An 18,555-nucleotide genomic window follows, 5' to 3' on the forward strand; every position below is an offset into this window, starting at 1 on the left:
TTGAATGTATTTCTTTACTTTTAACCTCTTGTTTTTAAATAATTTAATAATTAATACCAAGCGGCAAAGTTCTCTCTACCTTGAGTTAATATTGCTAGTAAAGGATAGCCGTTTAAAAATTTTTTGTATTCAGTTTTCAGTCGATTTTTATTATTCAGCATTTAGTTTACGTACAGACTCAAAACTGCGGTTAAATACTGAACACTAAAGTCCTGTTATAATAAACTCGCTTCGTCTATTCATTTGGTGTTGTTCTTCGGTACAATCTACACCGTCGGAACATTGGTTTACCAACTGGGTTTCACCATATCCTTTTCCTGTTAATCTATTTTTGGCAACTCCGTTTTTAATAAGCCAGTCTACGGTTGCTTTTGCTCTTCGTTCAGAAAGTATTTTGTTGTAAGTGTGAGTGGCTCTGCTGTCTGTGTATGAACGGATGTCCAGTTTCATTGCAGGATGCTGGTTTAAAACGTCCAGTATTTTTTCGAGATCTATAGCTGCTTCGGTTCGAATATTATATTTATCCAAATCGAAATAAATCATCTTAATTCCAAAACAAACGCCAAGATCATCACCTACAGCAACTTTGCACACAGTTTTGTCTAAAGCAATGGGCAGGCTGGTTTTTCCGGTTGTTCTGCCAATTACTGCAGTGATTTCTTTAGTTGCATATTCGTTTTTTTCAACTCTTACACTATAACTTTTACCACATTCAACAGGAAAACTATATTGGCCGTCTGCTCCTGAAACTGTTGTGTTTTTTATCTGCTGGTTTTCGTACAGCGTTATTTTGGCTCCGGGTAAAACAACTGCAGATACTGCATCTGTAATAACACCATTTAATTCCTGAACACATTTTAATTTTCTGGTTTCTAAAAACTTATAAATATCATCAGAACCCTGTCCTCCTTGTTTATTAGAACTGAAATAGCCTTGTCTCGAAACAGGATCAATACTATAAGCAAAATCATCTTGCGGTGAATTAATGTCATTACCCAAATTTTGAATATTGACTATGGCACCGCTGTTTTCTATCTGTCCTACAAAAACATCAAGCCCTCCAAGTCCGGGATGACCGTCTGAGGCAAAATAAATTTCGTTTTCACTAGTTATGTAAGGAAAGGTTTCTTTTCCTTCTGTATTAATGGGTGAGCCAAGATTTTCTGGACTGCCAAAACTGCCGTCGCTGTTTATACTTACTTTATAAATATCAGACTGGCCAATGGTTCCCGGCATGTCTGAGGCAAAATATAATGTTTTTTCATCCGGGCTGAGTGCAGGATGAGCCGTACTGTAGTTGTCACTTGCAAATGGCAGTGCGGTTATGTTTGTCCAGTTCCCAGTTTTAAGACTGGCTTTGTAAATTTTTACCAAGGTAATTTTATTCTCATTTTTTCCTTTTTTGCCATTTACAAAGTTGTTTCGGGTAAAATAAATTGTATTCCCGTCTTTGGTAAAAACAGGAGTAGATTCGTGAAATTTACTGTTTATAGAAGTTTTGAATTTATCGGGTTTAGAAACTGCCCCACTCTGCTGGTCGAGATTGGCACTGTAAATATTGGTAAAATATTCCCCGGTCCATTTGTGTTTTCGCTGGCTGAAATTTCCGGTGTCTCTGGCCGTTGCAAAATAGATTTTGTTGTTGTAAACAAAACTGCCGTAGTCTGAATATTTTGAGTTGATACCTGCATCTTCGATTTTATAACGTCCTGAATTGGCTTTGATTTCATCCAGATAGTTTGTACTTTCTTTGTAGAGTTTTCCTCTTGAATCGTCTTTATATTTTGTATTGAATTCGTTTAAGACTTTATTGGCTTTATCCATCTGGCCGGACGATTTTAAAGCCTGCGCATATCGATAGTAATATTCGGCTTCAGGCGAAGGATTAAGAGCAAAGAGCTCGCCGTACCCTTTGGCCGCATCTTCGAATTTAGAATTGAAATAATAGGAATCTCCTAATTTTTTAAACAAATCTTCAGATTTATAACCTTTATCGGCTATACGCTCGTAAGTTTTTATGGCATCGACATACGCATAGTCGTTGTATTTTTTATCTCCTGAATTCGTTTTCGACTGTTGCGTATAACCGCAGTGTATATTCAGAATTAATAAATAGAGAAGTGTATAGTTTTTCATGATTAGTATTTTTAGAAGAAACGAGGAGTTGTCATTTTGCCATTCTTTTTAAAGAATTCATAACGCAGAAATATTTCATGAGAACCTGAATTGTAGTTGTTTAAATTAGAAGTCTCACGGTCGTATCCATAGCCAATGTAGAGTCCGTCTGTAATTTGAAACCCGGCCAAAGCACTCACAGAAGCATCCCATCTGTAAGCAACACCTACAACAAATCTTTCTATAAACATAAAATTTGCAGAAATATCAACCTGAAGCGGCGCTCCATCGGTCATTTTAATAAGTGTCGCAGGTTTAAATTTGAAATTTTGGTATTTATCGAGATTAAATACATACCCTCCTATTAAATAATAATTGATTTTACTTTTGTAAATAGCAACATCATTATCATCGTATTGATTGGTTTCGATAAAATTGGGTACTGATAAACCAATGTAGGCCTTATCAGAATGCCAATAAATACCAGCTCCTATATTGGGTGAAAATTTATTATCGAGATCCTGAAACTGAGGATCACCCTGCTGTGAAGGATTTAGTTTGTTGATGTCGAGATTGAATAAGTTTCCCGTTGCCTTAATCCCAAAAGAGAGTTTAAAATCAGCCAATGTCTGAACGGTATAGGAAATATCCGCAGAAATATCAGTATCGTTTGTAGGGCCTATTTTGTCATTAACTAAAGATAAACCCACTCCAAGCCTGCTGTTATTGATTGGGGTATTGATAGAAAAGGCGCTGGTTTCCGGAGCTCCGTCCAGACCCACCCACTGGGTCCTGTAGAGTCCAAAAATGCTCAGCGCCCCACGAGATCCGGCATAAGCCGGATTAATGTTGATCGTATTATACATATACTGTGTATATTGTGCATCCTGCTGGGCATAACACGAAATACTAGCACATATAATGATTAAGAAAAATAATTTTGATCTCATAATAATATATATTAGTGATTAGTACTATTTTCAATTCTCCTAAAAAACAACAGGACTGCATAATGCAGTCCTGTTGGTGTATATAAATTATTTTTTGTCCTGTTTTTGAGCTGTTATTATCTTTAAAATAGCAATACTATTTTTTAAAGAAACTTTATATGTATTGATGCACTCTTTTATGCAATAAGAAAAACACACAAAGCAATAAGGCACACCAAATTTGTGTACATTACCAGCAGCAATAGTTTCTGCTTCTCTTTGCTCTTGCATTGAAAAGACAGTGAAAAAAAAGGGCGATATTAATAGTGAACTCTGTGCATTCATGGTTTTCTACTATTAAAACAAATAATGATACTATTTTGCCATCATTTGCATTAAGCAGATTTTGATAAGATATCGCATACAGCTCTTTGTCTATTTTATAAAAGCAGGCAAAACGAAATCAAATGCACTTAAAATGATAACAGAAGATTTTCTGCGTAATAAATAAAAGAATAATTTAAATTATGGCTTGTAAAATTCACTTCGATTCGGGGTTAATCTGAAGCGCCAACATAAAATAAGGTAAGAAATAATAAAAAAAGATACTAAACTCTTAAAAATATGTAGAGAACAAATTTTAAAAAACAGAAGATATTTTGAAGAGCGATTAATTCTAATTCAAATTTTAATCGAGTGCAATGTACAACTTACTATAATACAATGATTTAAAAAATTGTTGCAAGTTATAACTTGCAACATAAAAAGACAGTCAAAATTTCTTTGGATTTAATGATGAGATACAATTTAAAAACAAAAAGAGAGAACATAAGTTCTCTCTTTTTTAAAAGACGCGAATTATTAAGGCTAATAAAACTGAAATATTTTAGAGTTTCCAAAAATAAACTATGCCAGCTTTTATTATACAGGACAAATTTAGGGGATCTATTTTCAGATTTAAACCCCTATACGTTTTTTAAATATCACTTTAGGGTATATATTATAAATCATAATTATTTATTTGAGAGAATACGTAAAACATTTCCGTGCCAATTTCATGACTACTCTTCTTGTAAATTTCTTTTTGGTGCGGAGTAATGTCTGATTTTTTCGGATCATCAAAAGCAATCGGAATTCGTTTTTCGGCTCCTGAAATAAAAGGACAGTCTCCATCAGCCTTAGAACAAGTCATAATGGCTGCAAAATCATCCTGAGGATTAAAATCAGCATCGTACAATTTTGAAAAACCAATAAGAGGATGCCTGTTTGAAGCATATTTTATAGAATAAACAGGATTTACACCTTTTGACAGTACTGTAATTTTAAAACCTGATGCTCTTAAAGTTTCAGCAATCATTGGGTACATTGCTGTTTCCTCTGTTCCTCCAGAGTAACAATAAACCGGTTTTATTTTATAATACGCTGCACCAGTCTGCGCCCATATCTGCGATAAATGGCTTCTTCTGGAATTATGTGTACAAATAAAGTTAAGGTTAACTTGTTCCTGGTTGTTTACTTTATTTTGAATATACTCTATTAAAGGCTGCAATATAGCTTTACGATCGTTTGAAATTTCATTAAAATCAAACGACTGAACTGTTCTTTCTATTTCGGAAAATAACATACTCTTAAAAAAGTTACGTTTAATTAAATTAACAGCATCCTCCGCCCGGCGCACATGAATTTGAATTATCTGTATGAAGCTGTGTCAATTTTATTTTGGGTTTCTCAGAAGGAATACCGCATTGATCCTGAGCCAGACAAGCCGTTTGCTTGTTTAATAAAATGAAATTTTTACCGTTAAAGTCTAAATCGTATTTACCAATAGTAGTATCCTGATATTCTACTTCTATTTCATGATCTTCAATACCTAAAACATTTTGAGAAAGTTCAATAATATGAATCAGTTTCTGCGGTTTCAGCCTATGTTCATAATCGTTGGCATTCCAAAGTTGAAAATTTACTACTGTTTCCTTTCTTACTGTACCGCCGCAGTCAATAAAGTTTTTGGTAATTAAACCTACTTCGGTTACATGAAAATATTCCGGAACAAAATTTCCGTTTGGCAGTTCAAAATTTACCGTTTCTACTGTTTTTAATATCTCTTTAATTTCTGATAGTTTCATAACACTTTATTTTAGTTAACAACATTCGTTTCTTTTTTTGGCCAGATGAGCCGAAATATGCTCAAAAAAGCTTTTTATTTTTTCTAAACCCGGTTCGTTAATACAATAGCAGATAGAATTTCCTTCAATGTTGCCTTTAATAAGTCCGGCATTTTTTAATTCTTTAAGATGCTGCGATACCGTAGGCTGTGAAAGAGGAAGCTCATTTACAATATCGCCGCAAATGCAGGCATCTACTTTTAATAAATATTCAATTATAGCAATACGGGCTGGATGCCCTAAAGCTTTGGCCAAAACTGCCAGTTCGTTTTGACTTTCTGTAAAGTGATCTGTTTTTGTTGCTCCCATTGTAATATTTTTATATTGCAATATTTTTATATTGCAATATTACGATATAAATTTAAAAAATGAATAAATTATTCTATTTTTTTTAAAATAAGCTGATTTCGAGATTGCTTTGTAAACAAAAAAAGAGAAAGCTAAAAAGCTTTCTCTTTACAAGGATATATAAAAATGTAAAAAATCTCAGCCAAGAATTTCACAACCAGCCCGATGTTTACAGCTGCAAATTTCAAAATACTGCATTTTTTCAACTGCCTCTAAACGGTATTTTAATTACAATTTAAGACATAATTAAAATTCATGGTGCAGAATATTTGTTTTTAAATTTATAGCAGACCAACAGCATTGGAAGATATAGCGTTATAATGTCTTTTTTCGTTCTTCTTTATACACTTCCCAATTAAACTGCTCCAAAAAAACTAACGCTGCCTCCACTCCTGCTAAGAATAATTTCCTTTTTTCATTTTTAGTGAGCGCAAAATTCAGCCAGCTTATTTTTGTATGATACGTATTTATTTCGGCAATGCTGAATTTTTTATAAAATGGATTAATTGCCAAAAATGAAGAATCTTCGTTATTTCGCAGTGTATTGAGAATACTGAAAGCGTAACTTGAAAAGGTAAGGCGCAGCTTTTTATTTTCAACAGGCTTCTCATCCTGTATGCGCGCTCCAAAAATGGGCACCCTGGCCTCTGTTATATGGCTGTTATGAAATAAATTAATAGGAAAATTTGAAAGTGAGCCTCCATCAATAAAAATACTTTCGGTTGAGAGATTGGTAAAACCTTTTGTTTTCATCCAGTCATTGGTATTATTTACGGGAATTTTTTTTGGCTCAAAAAACACAGGTATTGCCATAGAAGCTCTTACAAATACTGCGGGGCTGCCCTCATGATCAAACTTATATAGATTTTCGTCTTTAGGCAGTACAATTTTGCATTGATTGGCAATATCTGTTGTCACAAAAGAATAGTCAAAACAAATTTTATCAATGCTTTCTTTCTGATGTATTTTCTCTTTATTGGTTAGCGCATTGTAATCCTGAGAGTCTTCTTCCCTGATAAGGTAGAGATTAGGCGGGTTTTGATTAAAATTTGAATTATTAAATTCAAAAGCCTTATTATCAACTGTCTTCTCAAGCACCTCATCATAAATGTCCGAATACCATTTTTTATCTGATACCGCATTTTTAAGACTAGAAAAGTTATCGAGTGACTCCACTCTGCCCCCTTTTGTACTCATGAAAATTTTATCATTTAGGATAAAATAGCCTTCGGATTTAGATTTTAAATCATTTAGATTTTTGATTCCGACATTTTCTAATTCCTTCTTTAAAAATTCCTCAAAACTTTTACCGGGATTAATGCCATAATTGTATTTGTGGAATCTGTATAGCAGCATTCCTACTCTTACCGTGATAAACACAAAAACCGCTAAAAAAATGAAATATGCAATTTTTAGGGAAAATCCCATCGCCATAAAAATTGGCAGAATAATTAATACAAACAACGCAATAATGCCATAAAAGCGAACTAAATTTTTCAAAAAATTAGAACCGCTGGTAAAAGAAAAAATTATTTTTTTGACAATTCCCAATTTAGCATCAACAAAACTTTTGAGAGAAAACCGCTTATCATCCATCATCATATCATACAACTCCGCTGATTTAGGTTCATCTTTACTGCCCATTGCAGCAAGAAATAAGGTATTAATGGCTCCTGCGCTGGTTCCTGCAATTCTAAGAAACCGTATGCCGACATATTCTAATACAAAAGCGTAGCCCACTAATGAAATACCGAGTGTTCCGCCTCCTTCCTGTACAAAATTGATCCATTGCAGAATACGTCCATTTTCGTCTTTTGAAATTACATCCGAAAATCTTTTATCTGACAGTTTATCCAGCCGTTCAGAAACTGATAACAGATTCGTTCCCAGTCTTTCAGCTCCGATATCTTTTTTAATTACTTCTAGATCTGTTTTCATAGTTTAGGTTAATTTTTGTATTTGAATTTCTGTTTTTTTCACCAGATTGGTCTTTCTGGAGATTATTTCTTTCTAACCAACATTTACCGGCCTCTAATTATCACTGATTTACAATTACTTACAATTCAAATGTATTATTTTCTGCTAAATACAACACAACGTATTTATACCTAATTTTCTATTAAAAAATTGGCTGAACGAGCCAAAATGTATCTAATAAAAAAAGCTGTTCCATAAATTATGAAACAGCCTTTTCTATTTTGCAAGATACCCCTATAGTTTAGTTTTTAATATAAATAGTTTAATGCTGTAATATCATTAGCATTGAAAGCGCCGGTTTCGTTTGAACCGAAACATGCTCTCATGTAAGAAGTGGCATCATATCCAGAAGGTGTTCCCGGAATAAGAATTGCTCCTACACCAGCAGTTCCTTCATTTGAATTCTGCCCGCAGCTTTGACGGCTGAACCAGTCTGTATGACGCAGACCTATACAATGTCCTATTTCATGTGCCGCAACGTGTGCGTTTACATTTGTTGAATAAGAATCTAATCCTGAATATAAGGTAACTGAATTATATGGATTTCCTCCAGAAGGGAAACCAGCTACTCCGCCGGCAGATCCGGTTTGTCTCCGCACTACAATGTTTGCGCCTGAAGTACTTGAACTAAAAGTCAAAGTAAAGTTGATAGACAACCCTAAATTATTGTATCTGTTTATAGCAGCCTGCAGTCCGTTACGCATGTTGGTTGTCAGAGCTGTTGTACCAGTTCCTGATAAACCAACTACTCTAATAGTTCTTGGAGCAGATACTAAATTAGTTGTACGGTATTGTTCTGTTGTAATACCTCCGTGAAGATCCATTTTGTTTAATTGCGCTTGTGTGATGATAATATCTCCTTCGACAAGGAATGCATCTTCAACAGCACCCTCTAAACTAGTATTTTGGATCACCTGCACATCTGAGGTGTTCAAAGAAAGTGATTTAAGTTTTTCTAACACCTCTGGTGTTACTTTTAAAGACTCTTGACCAGATGATACGGTCTCATCTTCTTTATTACAAGACAATAGTACTAATGCTGCAAATGACAGAATCAGGATTGATTTAATTTTTTTCATAATAATTTCTTTAGTTTGTTAAATAAATTGATAGACAGGGGTTCTTTTACAAAATATTGTAATATTTATTATCAAATTTATATATATTTTAATCTTAAAATACTTATAAAAATTAAATATAACAAAATTAACACTTTTTGTTATAATATTACAAATCAAACATTTAACCTTAATTGTCTTAATAATGGTGTTAACCCGTTTATTTACTAGAGATATGTAAATCAATGCATTAAACAGAAAAGCATTTTTAAAATTTTTATTTTTGTTCTGGAGGAGTTTAAAAACACTTTTTTCAGTCATGAATTCTATTCAAAAATCTAATTACACCTTCTAAGAAAATAGTGTTTCAATAAATTTAAAAGGTTAGACAAGAAAAAAATAATAAAATTTTTACAAATATTTTAATAACTTTGATTTATCTGCAGCAGATTACTATTTCAAACACAAACGATTATCTCCTTGCCTGATCAGAATTAAGAGGTACTAAAAACCTGCAGACGCCTTAACATCTACAGTAAATGAAGACCACAATTACTTTTTTCATTTTTATGATCACCACAATCAGTCTCTCGCAAAGCTCTGATAAATGGAAACAATACATGAAAAAGGAAAATGAAATAAAATTTGAAAAATATTATTTTACGTCTTTAGAGAATGCCCGCCTCAACCATTATAAAATTGTAAAAAAACTCGACAGTACTTTTTGTATTGTTGAAAACCAAAAGTCCAGATCTGGCAAGTCTTTACAAAAGATGCACCCAGTTAATAATTTGTGGAAACTGCCGTCTAATTTTTCAAATCACAACGAAGACAAACCGTATATAATAGCTGCTGATTCTCTTCAAAATTTAATTTCCGGCTTGAAATCACTCGACATTACAGACATTAAAATACTTAATGATCATCTTGTATTGATAAAAAGTGATTCTAAAAAAATTATGGATCAGGTTGCTGCCCTGAGCAGTGTATCTTCTATTTCACAGGAATCACTTTTGGCAAAAACGGAATCTAAAATAACCGATCAAAATTTTAGTATTAATTATATCAATAAAGCTCATGCAGATTTTCCTCTTTTAAGAGGTGAAGATCAAACGGCAGTAATTAAAGATGATTTTTTTGATGTTAATGATGTTGATCTTTTGAACAAGCATATTGCTTCTACAACACAATCTGCTGTGGTATCGAACCACGCAACGGCTATGGCTACTATAGTGTGCGGTTTAGGAAATAGTTCTGTATTAGGAAAAGGTGTCGCCCAAAAGGCCAGAATCCTCTCATCTGATTTTATGAATATTTATCCTGATGAAATCGAGACTTTACAAGGAGCCGCAACTGCAAATCATTCCTACGGGACAATAATTGAGAATTTTTACGGCTCGCTTGCTAATGCTTATGACGATCAATTATTTTTAAATACAGATTTGACGCATTGCTTCTCATCTGGAAATACTGGTCTTGAAGGTTATAAATCTATTACTGGTAATTTTAAGCAGTCTAAAAATAGTATCATAATAGGCTGTGTGGACCAAAACGAAGTAATTATGCCTTTTTCTTCAAAAGGTCCAGCGTATGACGGTCGGATAAAACCAGAACTTGTCGCGTTCAGTACTCAGGGGACTTCAAATTCAACAGCATTGGCTACAGGAATTATCACGCTGATGAAACAACATTATAAAAACATACACGATAAGGCTCTGACCAATGCCGCAACAAAAGCAATTTTGATTAACAGCGCCAAAGATTTAGGCAGTACAGGTCCAGATTTTACTTATGGTTATGGCAATATCAATGCTGATAAATGCCTGAAAACCATCAGCGAGAACAGAATTATATCCGGCAGTCTGACCTCTGCCCAAACAAACACACATACGATTAATGTTCCTGAAAATGCAAAAAACTTAAAAATCACCTTAGTCTGGAACGATCTGCCGGCCGCAATCAACAGTAATATAAGTTTAGTAAATGATTTAGATCTTGAAGTTATTACGGCAGACAATTCCGTTTTTCTGCCTTGGGTTCTTAATCCTAATTTCCCGGAGCAGCAAGCGCAGAGAGGAAAAGACAAACTTAACAATATTGAACAGGTTACTATTGAAAATCCCATATCGGGATCCTGTACAATCAATATCATGGGTTCATATATTTCAAATACTTCCCAGATATACAGTATTGCTTATGAATATGAACTGGAAAATCAGTTTCAATGGAATTATCCTGTTGCAAATGATAATTTCCCTTATGACGGTAAAACGATTTCACCCTTTAAATGGGATTCTTCTTTTTCGGGTATCTCAGGAAAATTGTCTATTAGTTATGATAATGGACAGAACTGGGAAAGTATTGCAGACGGCATCAACTTGGATTCCGAACAATTTACCTATACGCCTTCTGAAAAAAGATTTTCAAAAGCAAAATTAAAAATGACTATCAATGATACTGCTTATATATCGGATGACTTTATTATTTCTTATGATTTAAATATCCGCACCAGCTTAGTTTGTGACGGCACAACTGCAATTAACTGGGACAAACCCGCCGATATTGCTTCTTTTAATATTTATCAACTCAAAGGAGATGGTTTTGAATTTAAAGAACAAATAACAACCGCAGATTATACTTATACAGATGGAAATTTTTACACTGTTACTCCTGTATTTGATAACAGCGAAGGAATAAAAAGTGAGTCAACACTGCAGTATGCCCAAAACTCAAATTGTTATTTTGAACTGGCTTCTGCCGAAATTTATCAGGAGGATCAAGTAAAGATTGATGCCGGTCTTTTCAGTTTGTACAATATTAAAAGAATTGAGCTGGTTAAAATAATTAATAATGTTCAGAATGTTATCAGTACAATAAGTGATATCAATTCCAAAACATTTTATTTTTTAGATACTGAACCTGCTAAAGGCAGAAATCAATATAAAATAAATTTAATTTTAGAAAATAACAATGTAATAAGCTCCTCAATTCTTGATGCTGATTATAGAGATAGTGATTTCTTTTTTATTCATCCTACGCTTATAGGCAAAAATGAAGAATTATTTATCGAGGCCCAAAAAGAACAAAATGCTGTTTTTTATCTCTACAATATCAGCGGACAAAATACGATTACTTCACCTCTCATTTCCTTAACTAATACCATTACTCTAAAAAATACTGCCTCAGGAATTTATATCTACAAAATAATTACGAGTTCAGGTAAAGTGCAGACAGGGAAAATTGCCGTTTTTTAAGCACTTTGAGGAATTTTTACATATTATTTTACCTGTGAATTGTATAAGAAATACCGCATAAATATATAACCATTAAAAAGGAAATATTTGTAAATTTAAGACTTAATTTATCTGTCATGAGAAATCCCTTTGTCCATGCCTTATAATGAATCTGAACGCCTGGATATTCTAAAGCGTTACAGTAATATGCTGGAAGCTCTTCCGGGATATGCATTTGATGATGCAACTTCCCTGGTATCCTATATCTGTGGTGTACCGATTGCCTACATTGCTTTTATCGACGAAAACCGCCAATGGTTCAAATCTGAAATTGGCCTAGGTTTTTCCATAGTGCCTCGGGAGATTACTTTCAGCCGTTACACTATCATGGATTCTTCTCTGGTCGAAATTCAGGACACACTGCTCAACGAACGCTTTAAAGATGATCCTGATGTAAAAGGAGGTTTGAAAATACGATTTTATGCCGGAATGCCGCTTATCACGCCAGATGGTCACGCAGTTGGGGTTTTATGTGCTGCAGATCATGAGCCGCGCTCACTCAATGAAAATCAAAAAAGGGCACTTCATATTGTAGCACGCCATGTTATTACAACACTTGAACTTGGAATAAAAAATAACGAACTGCTGAGACAAAAAAAAATTGCCGAAAGTGCTGTACTGGCAAAAGAATCTTTTCTGGCTAATATGAGCCATGAAATCAGGACGCCTCTAAATGCTATTATAGGCTTTACTGAACTTCTATCCGAAACACGTCTCGATAAACAACAGCAGGCTTTTATACAGGATGTTCAAACAGCCGGTGAAAATCTTTTACTCATAGTAAATGATATACTGGATTTGTCTAAAATTGAATCAGGAGGACTTTCTCTGGAAAAGCAGCCCTTTAATTTAAAGAAATCACTCCGCCATGTCTACGACCTTCTAAAAGTAAAAACTGCCGACGGTGTTGAATTTAACTTGTTTTTGGATGCCGAACTTCCTGATGTTATTACAGGTGACCAGGGAAGATTGAATCAGATAATGGTAAATCTGGCAGGAAATGCTCTTAAATTTACAAATGAAGGTGAAGTGACCATTTCTGTAAAAAATAAAGGAGAAACGGAGGATTCTTATACCATTCGGTTTTCTGTTAAAGATACTGGAATAGGCATTCCAAAGGAGCATCTTGAATCTATTTTTGAGCGATTTACACAGGGTCAGGAAGACACTGTAAGAAAATTTGGAGGTACTGGTCTGGGATTGAGCATTGTTAAAGAGCTGGTAAAACTGCACGATTCGAAAATACAAGTTAAAAGCCGTGAAGGCGCAGGATCGGAATTTTTTTTCACAGCGACGTATAAAAAACCAGTCTATATAAAAGAAAATCCTAAACTGCTTCCCGTAAATGATCTGGGCAGGCTTAAGATACTTCTTCTTGAAGACAACCGCTTAAATCAGAAACTGGCACAAAACGTTATTGAAGGGTTTGGATTTGAAATCGATATTGCTGAAAATGGAGATCAGGGTATAAAACTTCTTTCAGAAAACCAATATGATCTGGTATTAATGGATCTTCAGATGCCTGTAAGAGACGGCTATCAAACTACACATTACATTCGCAGTGAACTCAAAAATGAAATTCCTATTATAGCCATGACAGCCCATTCTCTTGCCGGCGAGCATCATCGTTGTCTAAATGCCGGAATGGACGGTTATGTACCAAAGCCTTTTAAACAGCATGAACTTCTGGAAGCCATCAAACAAGCTTTGAAAAAAGATCGTCGTCCTTTGATTCCTTCCAAAGCAGATTTATCTGCAATTGAAAAAACCGACAGGAAAAAACCTGGGTGGAAAAAAGAAGTAACCTCCCAGTTTATGCAGAAGGCTCCTGTAGAGTTAAAGGAATTACAGCAGGCTGTTTATCGTAAAGATTTTAGATCAGTACTGCAAACTGCAGAACAGCTTCAGGTATGGCTGCATCTTTTCCTGCTGGAGGACTTAAGTCAGACCCTCTCCTCTATCGAAGATCAGGCCCGAAAAAAAGAATTCACTGCCGAAACTGCTGACAATCTTGATATCCTGCACTGCAATATTGAGGAAATTATAAAAGAACTGTAATTACTTTTTACTGAATTTCTGGTCTGTTTATTAAACCTGCATTATAGTAGCTGCCTGAGCAAAAATACCATCAATATTTTTTAATATAAACCGTTTTTTTGTTCACAAATTCCTGTATTCCATCAACGGATAGTTCACGTCCGTATCCTGAGTTTTTTGTTCCTCCAAACGGAAGTCTTTGATCGCTTTTAACAATCTCGTTTACAAATACTGCCCCGTCTTCAAATTTAGGGATGAGTTTATAAGCTCTCTCAATGTCTTCTGTGTAAAGAGATACACCTAACCCAAAAGAGCTTTTATTGGCAAGATCTACTGCCTGTTGATCTGTATCAAAAGTAGTAATTCCGATAACGGGACCAAATGTTTCTTCTTGAAATAAAGGCATATCGGGCGTTACGTTATCTAAAACTGTCGGTTCAAAAGAGGCATTTTCTCTTTTACCTCCCAAAAGTATATTTGCTCCCATTTCAACTGATTTTTTTAATTGCCCTTCCAGTTCTTCTGCAAGATCAACTCTTGCCATAGTGGCGATCGAAGTCTGCTTATCCATAGGATCTCCCTGTTTAAGCTGTTTTACCTGTTCTATAAAAGCTGTTTTAAATTCATTTACAATAGTAGCTTCTACCAAAAGTCGTTTACCGGCAATACAGCTTTGACCAGCATTTTGAAACCGCGATAAAACGCAGCTCTTCACTGTCTCATTCAGGTTGCAGTCTGCAAATACAATCAAGGCATTGCTTCCTCCCAGTTCTAATACTGTTTTCTTGATTTCGCTTCCCGCAGCAGCAGCCACAGATCTTCCCGCTTTTTCACTTCCTGTCAGGGTAACGGCCTTCACTATAGGATTTTTGATAATTTTTTCTACTACTGCGCTTGAAACAGGCAGGTTTGTAAAGCACCCTTGCGGAAATCCGGCTTTTTTAAATACAGCTTCGATATTCTGGGCACTGTTCATTACATTACTGGCATGTTTTAGAACTGCCGTATTGCCTGCCATTAATCCCGGCACTGCAAAACGAAAGACCTGCCAGAATGGATAATTCCACGGCATAATTGCCAGTACAACACCAATTGGCTCATATTTTACATAACTTCTGTAAGCTTCGGTTTCAATTTCTTTATCTGCAAGATGTTTTTCGGCATTTTCAGCATAATAGTCGCAAAGCTTGGCACACTTTTCAATTTCTGCAGCAGATTCAGATATTGGTTTACCCATCTCTAAGGTAATCACCGCTGCATAATTTTCTACATTTTTTCTCAGTTCATCTCCAACAGATTTTATCAAGGCTGCTCTCTGGGCAAAAGATGTTTCTTTCCATGATTTGTACTGTTCGTCTGCTTTATCCAGTGCTTTTTGAATTTCATCGTCATTAAATTCTCTTATTTCGAAAACTTTCTCAGATGTATAGGGATTTATGGATGTTATCATAAAATAAATATTTAAAATCAAGAATCTTTTTAAAAACAAAAGTTACGATTTTTCTCGTAAACTATGTGCATTAAAATAAGATTTGCAATGAACTGCAGGCTATTTATAATCTATAATTTCAAATAACAGATCGTACTTATCCCCTAATTTTTTCTTTAATCGCTGTTTGCTTTTTTTGACAGCATCGATTGTAACACCCAATAAATTAGACATTTCATAATTATTAAAATCTAATTTTTGAAGCATAATTATTTTAAGATTGGATTCTTTTAGTTCAGGAAAATTTTCCATTATCGCATTATAAAAATCGGTATGCTGATTTATAAACTCTCGTTTAAATGCATTCCAATTTTCATCTGTCATTAAATGAGTACTTAACATTTCCTCAAGCTTTCTTTTCTCGTCATTTAAATGTCTGGAAGTTGTAGTTTTAATTACTTCAAGCTCATTTTCTAAAATAGAAATCTGTTTATTTTTATTTTCAAGATATTCTGTATACGCATCTATATCTGAACTGGCATCATTAAGCTTTTGTTCAAAAAGCAGCCTGTCATTTTCAAGTTTTATTCTTTTTGCTTTTAATTTTTTATTTAAAGAATGGTACAAAACAATACTTAATGAAATCGTTAAGATTAAAATTAGAATATAGATTTTCTTCATTTTTTCTCCCTGCTCTAATTCCAGCCGGATTTTATTAGTATTATTTTCATATTTCTTTTTCTGAATAAGCCAATGCGATCTTTGCAGTACGGTATTGCCGTTTGTACTAAGAAGATATTCATCAATTTGTTTAAGCTGGCGTCTTAACAAAAGCTCTTTTTCTGGATTTCTACCCTTTAAAATACTAAGTTTTAATTCAATTACTTCTTTTAAAGAGCTTCTGTAGTAAGATTTTGAACTCGCAATATTTCCGGCTCTGTCTAATATTTCTTCAACCTTATCGGTATCTTTTAGTTTTAAAAGAATTTTAGCCAATAATATAGAAGCATACATCTCATTCTTATCAATTTTAAATTTTTGAGAGTAGAAAATATCTTGTTTTAATAAATGTACAGCATCTTTTAGATTTCCTTTTTCTTCGTAAATGAGTGCTTTATCACCTAAAATTTTTGCATATCTTATACTGTCGCCAACTTTTAAAGCCATAGTTTCAGATTTATTAAAATAATGCATGGCATTTGCTAAATCTTTGTTTCTAAAATAACAGTTGCCAATTGCGTTTAAAACACCAGCAGATTCTGAAGAAGGAGTTTTCATATACTGCATAGATTTTTTATAGTAACCAATTGCAGACATATCTTCAACAGTAGACATTATCCAGCCAAAAAATTTAAAAGTCTCTTGAGGTAAAATCATTTCTGACGGATCAGTTTGATCACATTTATCCATTGTATTGAGTACAATGGGAATAAGCTTATCTATCTGGCAATAGAAATATAAATATTTTGAATAATTAAGCTGAGTCCAAATCATAAGACTCGGATCATTTAACTTTTTAGATTCTTCAATTGATTTTAAATAATTATACTCGCTCCTGCTGTTAATTTTATCGAAGAATGAAGAAAAACCATTTGCCAGTAAGGCGTAGTATAAAATTTGTGATTTTTTGCCGGAAGATTTCTTTAAAAAAGACAAACGATTTTTGAGTTTTATGGTGTCTTTTTTTGAATTATTTTCGCTGATTATTATAGATTCTATTCCCGTAATAGATTCTACATCTGCTGATGATAGTTTTTGAGCGTGTAATTTTGAAAAAAAAACAAAGGCGTATAAAACAAAAAATAATTTAATTTTTTTTGTGCAGAAAATCATTTTGGAATGGGGACTTATTAGGGCTGCTAAACTATAAAAAAATAAATATTTTACTAAAAAAAGTTTAAGAGAATAATCAATTATTTTGAACTAAAGGCTTGAAAATCTTAAATATAAAATTTTTCTTATAGTCATCTAAAAACCTTTAAGGTTAATAACAAATTATAAAAGAATCTTTTTTACAATTACCTCTAATTCTTTGAAAGAATTTTCTATCTAATCTCATAGAAAAGAAAATTACTGTTTTGAATTGGTAATTGAAACTCTATTTTTTCTCTTTTTGGCCGTTTAGTAAATGTTGAGTAAAAAGTCTTTTCTTTAAATACATATAAATCAAAAACTTGCATTTCTACAAGTATTAATTTGTCCTCATTTTGTCCCTCCTTATTATTTAGTTAATCCTTTTTTTTGAAATAATTTCGGCGTTTGCTGCAAGATGTGAAAGATCTTGATTACTCTGAATTATTAATTATTTAAATGATATCTATGAAAACAAAATTACTCTTAATGTTATGTCTTTTTTGTGCATCAATTTCCAATTATGCCCAAAGTTCAGCCTCTCAATCGGGAATAGCCGTACAGGGAATTGCAAGAGATGCTAATAATACTGCTTTAACAAATCAGACAATCAATCTTACTTTTACGCTTTATTATCTGGATGCTTCAAGTATTGAACAGAATATTTATAAAGTTACCAGAAATGTAACGACAGATGCATTTGGTGTTTTTTCGGATGTAATAGATCCAACGGCGGTTAATAACAGTTTATTTGCTAATAATACTGCCTATCTTAGAATTGAGAAAGGTTCAGAAGTTATTTCTGATGAAAAACTGCGTCATGTGCCGTATGCTATTGCTGCTAATAACGGTGTTCCAACAGGTTCAATTATGCCTTTTATTGGGACTGTTGCTCCAGAAGGCTGGGTGTTTTGCAACGGAGCAGCACTGCCTGCAACTGCTAAGGCATTAATTGCATTGCTTGGCGGAAATAATGCACCAAACCTGCAAGGTATGTTTTTAAGAGGTACTGGAACAAATCCTGTCAATAATCAGGCTGGACCAGCTTTAAAAGCAACACAAAATGAAGAATTAAAAAGCCATTTACATGCTAAGGGTACATTAGCTACCCAAACAGCGGGAGATCATAACCATGCTAATGGCAGTTTTGATAAACTTATGAGTATTACTGGAAATAATTCTGTTAATGCAGTAGATGGAGATCCTGGTATGGTACAACCCGATCTTGGTTTTGCAAGAACAATGTCAAACGCTGGTGATCATACACATAACATAACTGGTTCTACAGCAGACACAGGAGGAAATGAGACTCGCCCTGTTAACTACGGTGTAAACTATATCATCAAATTATAA

The 18,555-nt window shown here is 33.9% G+C and carries 13 protein-coding genes; 3 read left to right on the plus strand and 10 right to left on the minus strand.

Annotated elements, in window-relative coordinates:
* Positions 1-204: 204 nt before the first annotated feature.
* The 8 genes from PQ462_RS14705 to PQ462_RS14740 form a co-directional block, all read right to left on the minus strand.
* A complete protein-coding gene (locus tag PQ462_RS14705; protein WP_274250552.1) occupies positions 205-2,136 on the minus strand; it encodes an OmpA family protein in 1,932 nt (643 codons plus the stop codon).
* 11 nt (positions 2,137-2,147) lie between these two features.
* On the minus strand, positions 2,148-3,065 hold the full coding sequence (locus PQ462_RS14710; protein WP_274250553.1) for a PorP/SprF family type IX secretion system membrane protein: 918 nt from the start codon (positions 3,063-3,065) through the stop codon (positions 2,148-2,150).
* Between the two features lie 87 nt (positions 3,066-3,152).
* A complete protein-coding gene (locus PQ462_RS14715) occupies positions 3,153-3,389 on the minus strand; it encodes a hypothetical protein (protein WP_274250554.1) in 237 nt (78 codons plus the stop codon).
* Between the two features lie 655 nt (positions 3,390-4,044).
* Positions 4,045-4,668 (minus strand): arsenate-mycothiol transferase ArsC, encoded by a 624-nt coding sequence (locus PQ462_RS14720; protein WP_274250555.1) that lies wholly within the window; start codon positions 4,666-4,668, stop codon positions 4,045-4,047.
* A 28-nt stretch (positions 4,669-4,696) separates the two neighbouring features.
* Positions 4,697-5,170, minus strand: coding sequence for a DUF6428 family protein (locus PQ462_RS14725; RefSeq protein ID WP_274250556.1), 474 nt, complete (start codon positions 5,168-5,170; stop codon positions 4,697-4,699).
* Between the two features lie 15 nt (positions 5,171-5,185).
* Complete coding sequence (locus tag PQ462_RS14730) at positions 5,186-5,518, minus strand: ArsR/SmtB family transcription factor (protein WP_274250557.1); 333 nt, start codon at positions 5,516-5,518, stop codon at positions 5,186-5,188.
* Between the two features lie 354 nt (positions 5,519-5,872).
* Entirely contained in the window at positions 5,873-7,495 is a 1,623-nt protein-coding gene (locus PQ462_RS14735) for a patatin-like phospholipase family protein (RefSeq protein WP_274250558.1), read from the minus strand.
* Between the two features lie 287 nt (positions 7,496-7,782).
* Complete coding sequence (locus PQ462_RS14740; protein WP_274250559.1) at positions 7,783-8,613, minus strand: M57 family metalloprotease; 831 nt, start codon at positions 8,611-8,613, stop codon at positions 7,783-7,785.
* A 518-nt stretch (positions 8,614-9,131) separates the two neighbouring features.
* Here PQ462_RS14740 and PQ462_RS14745 point away from each other — a divergent pair.
* Together PQ462_RS14745 and PQ462_RS14750 are read left to right on the plus strand one after the other, a co-directional pair.
* Complete coding sequence (locus PQ462_RS14745) at positions 9,132-11,846, plus strand: S8 family peptidase (protein ID WP_274250560.1); 2,715 nt, start codon at positions 9,132-9,134, stop codon at positions 11,844-11,846.
* Positions 11,847-11,981: 135 nt separating this feature from the next.
* On the plus strand, positions 11,982-13,943 hold the full coding sequence (locus PQ462_RS14750) for a GAF domain-containing hybrid sensor histidine kinase/response regulator (protein ID WP_274250561.1): 1,962 nt from the start codon (positions 11,982-11,984) through the stop codon (positions 13,941-13,943).
* A gap of 70 nt (positions 13,944-14,013) precedes the next feature.
* On the opposite strand, the gene PQ462_RS14755 is transcribed toward PQ462_RS14750, so the two are convergent.
* Together PQ462_RS14755 and PQ462_RS14760 are read right to left on the minus strand one after the other, a co-directional pair.
* On the minus strand, positions 14,014-15,372 hold the full coding sequence (locus PQ462_RS14755) for an NAD-dependent succinate-semialdehyde dehydrogenase (protein ID WP_274250562.1): 1,359 nt from the start codon (positions 15,370-15,372) through the stop codon (positions 14,014-14,016).
* Between the two features lie 99 nt (positions 15,373-15,471).
* Positions 15,472-17,184: a tetratricopeptide repeat protein gene (locus tag PQ462_RS14760; protein WP_274250563.1), complete on the minus strand. Its 1,713-nt coding sequence runs from the start codon at positions 17,182-17,184 to the stop codon at positions 15,472-15,474.
* Between the two features lie 486 nt (positions 17,185-17,670).
* Here PQ462_RS14760 and PQ462_RS14765 point away from each other — a divergent pair, with 486 nt between their 5' ends.
* Positions 17,671-18,555, plus strand: coding sequence for a phage tail protein (locus tag PQ462_RS14765; RefSeq protein WP_274250564.1), 885 nt, complete (start codon positions 17,671-17,673; stop codon positions 18,553-18,555).

Source organism: Flavobacterium sp. KACC 22758, from assembly GCF_028736135.1.
GTDB lineage: Bacteria > Bacteroidota > Bacteroidia > Flavobacteriales > Flavobacteriaceae > Flavobacterium > Flavobacterium johnsoniae.

What these genes read in the sequence shown, in the direction of transcription:
- PQ462_RS14735 (WP_274250558.1), bottom strand. Translation starts at nt 7,495, where the DNA reads ATGAAAACAGATCTAGAAGTAATTAAAAAAGATATCGGAGCTGAAAGA.
- PQ462_RS14740 (WP_274250559.1), bottom strand. Translation starts at nt 8,613, where the DNA reads ATGAAAAAAATTAAATCAATCCTGATTCTGTCATTTGCAGCATTAGTA.
- PQ462_RS14750 (WP_274250561.1), top strand. Translation starts at nt 11,982, where the DNA reads ATGCCTTATAATGAATCTGAACGCCTGGATATTCTAAAGCGTTACAGT.
- PQ462_RS14765 (WP_274250564.1), top strand. Translation starts at nt 17,671, where the DNA reads ATGAAAACAAAATTACTCTTAATGTTATGTCTTTTTTGTGCATCAATT.
- PQ462_RS14710 (WP_274250553.1), bottom strand. Translation starts at nt 3,065, where the DNA reads ATGAGATCAAAATTATTTTTCTTAATCATTATATGTGCTAGTATTTCG.
- PQ462_RS14745 (WP_274250560.1), top strand. Translation starts at nt 9,132, where the DNA reads ATGAAGACCACAATTACTTTTTTCATTTTTATGATCACCACAATCAGT.
- PQ462_RS14730 (WP_274250557.1), bottom strand. Translation starts at nt 5,518, where the DNA reads ATGGGAGCAACAAAAACAGATCACTTTACAGAAAGTCAAAACGAACTG.
- PQ462_RS14760 (WP_274250563.1), bottom strand. Translation starts at nt 17,184, where the DNA reads ATGATTTTCTGCACAAAAAAAATTAAATTATTTTTTGTTTTATACGCC.
- PQ462_RS14725 (WP_274250556.1), bottom strand. Translation starts at nt 5,170, where the DNA reads ATGAAACTATCAGAAATTAAAGAGATATTAAAAACAGTAGAAACGGTA.
- PQ462_RS14705 (WP_274250552.1), bottom strand. Translation starts at nt 2,136, where the DNA reads ATGAAAAACTATACACTTCTCTATTTATTAATTCTGAATATACACTGC.
- PQ462_RS14755 (WP_274250562.1), bottom strand. Translation starts at nt 15,372, where the DNA reads ATGATAACATCCATAAATCCCTATACATCTGAGAAAGTTTTCGAAATA.
- PQ462_RS14720 (WP_274250555.1), bottom strand. Translation starts at nt 4,668, where the DNA reads ATGTTATTTTCCGAAATAGAAAGAACAGTTCAGTCGTTTGATTTTAAT.
- PQ462_RS14715 (WP_274250554.1), bottom strand. Translation starts at nt 3,389, where the DNA reads ATGAATGCACAGAGTTCACTATTAATATCGCCCTTTTTTTTCACTGTC.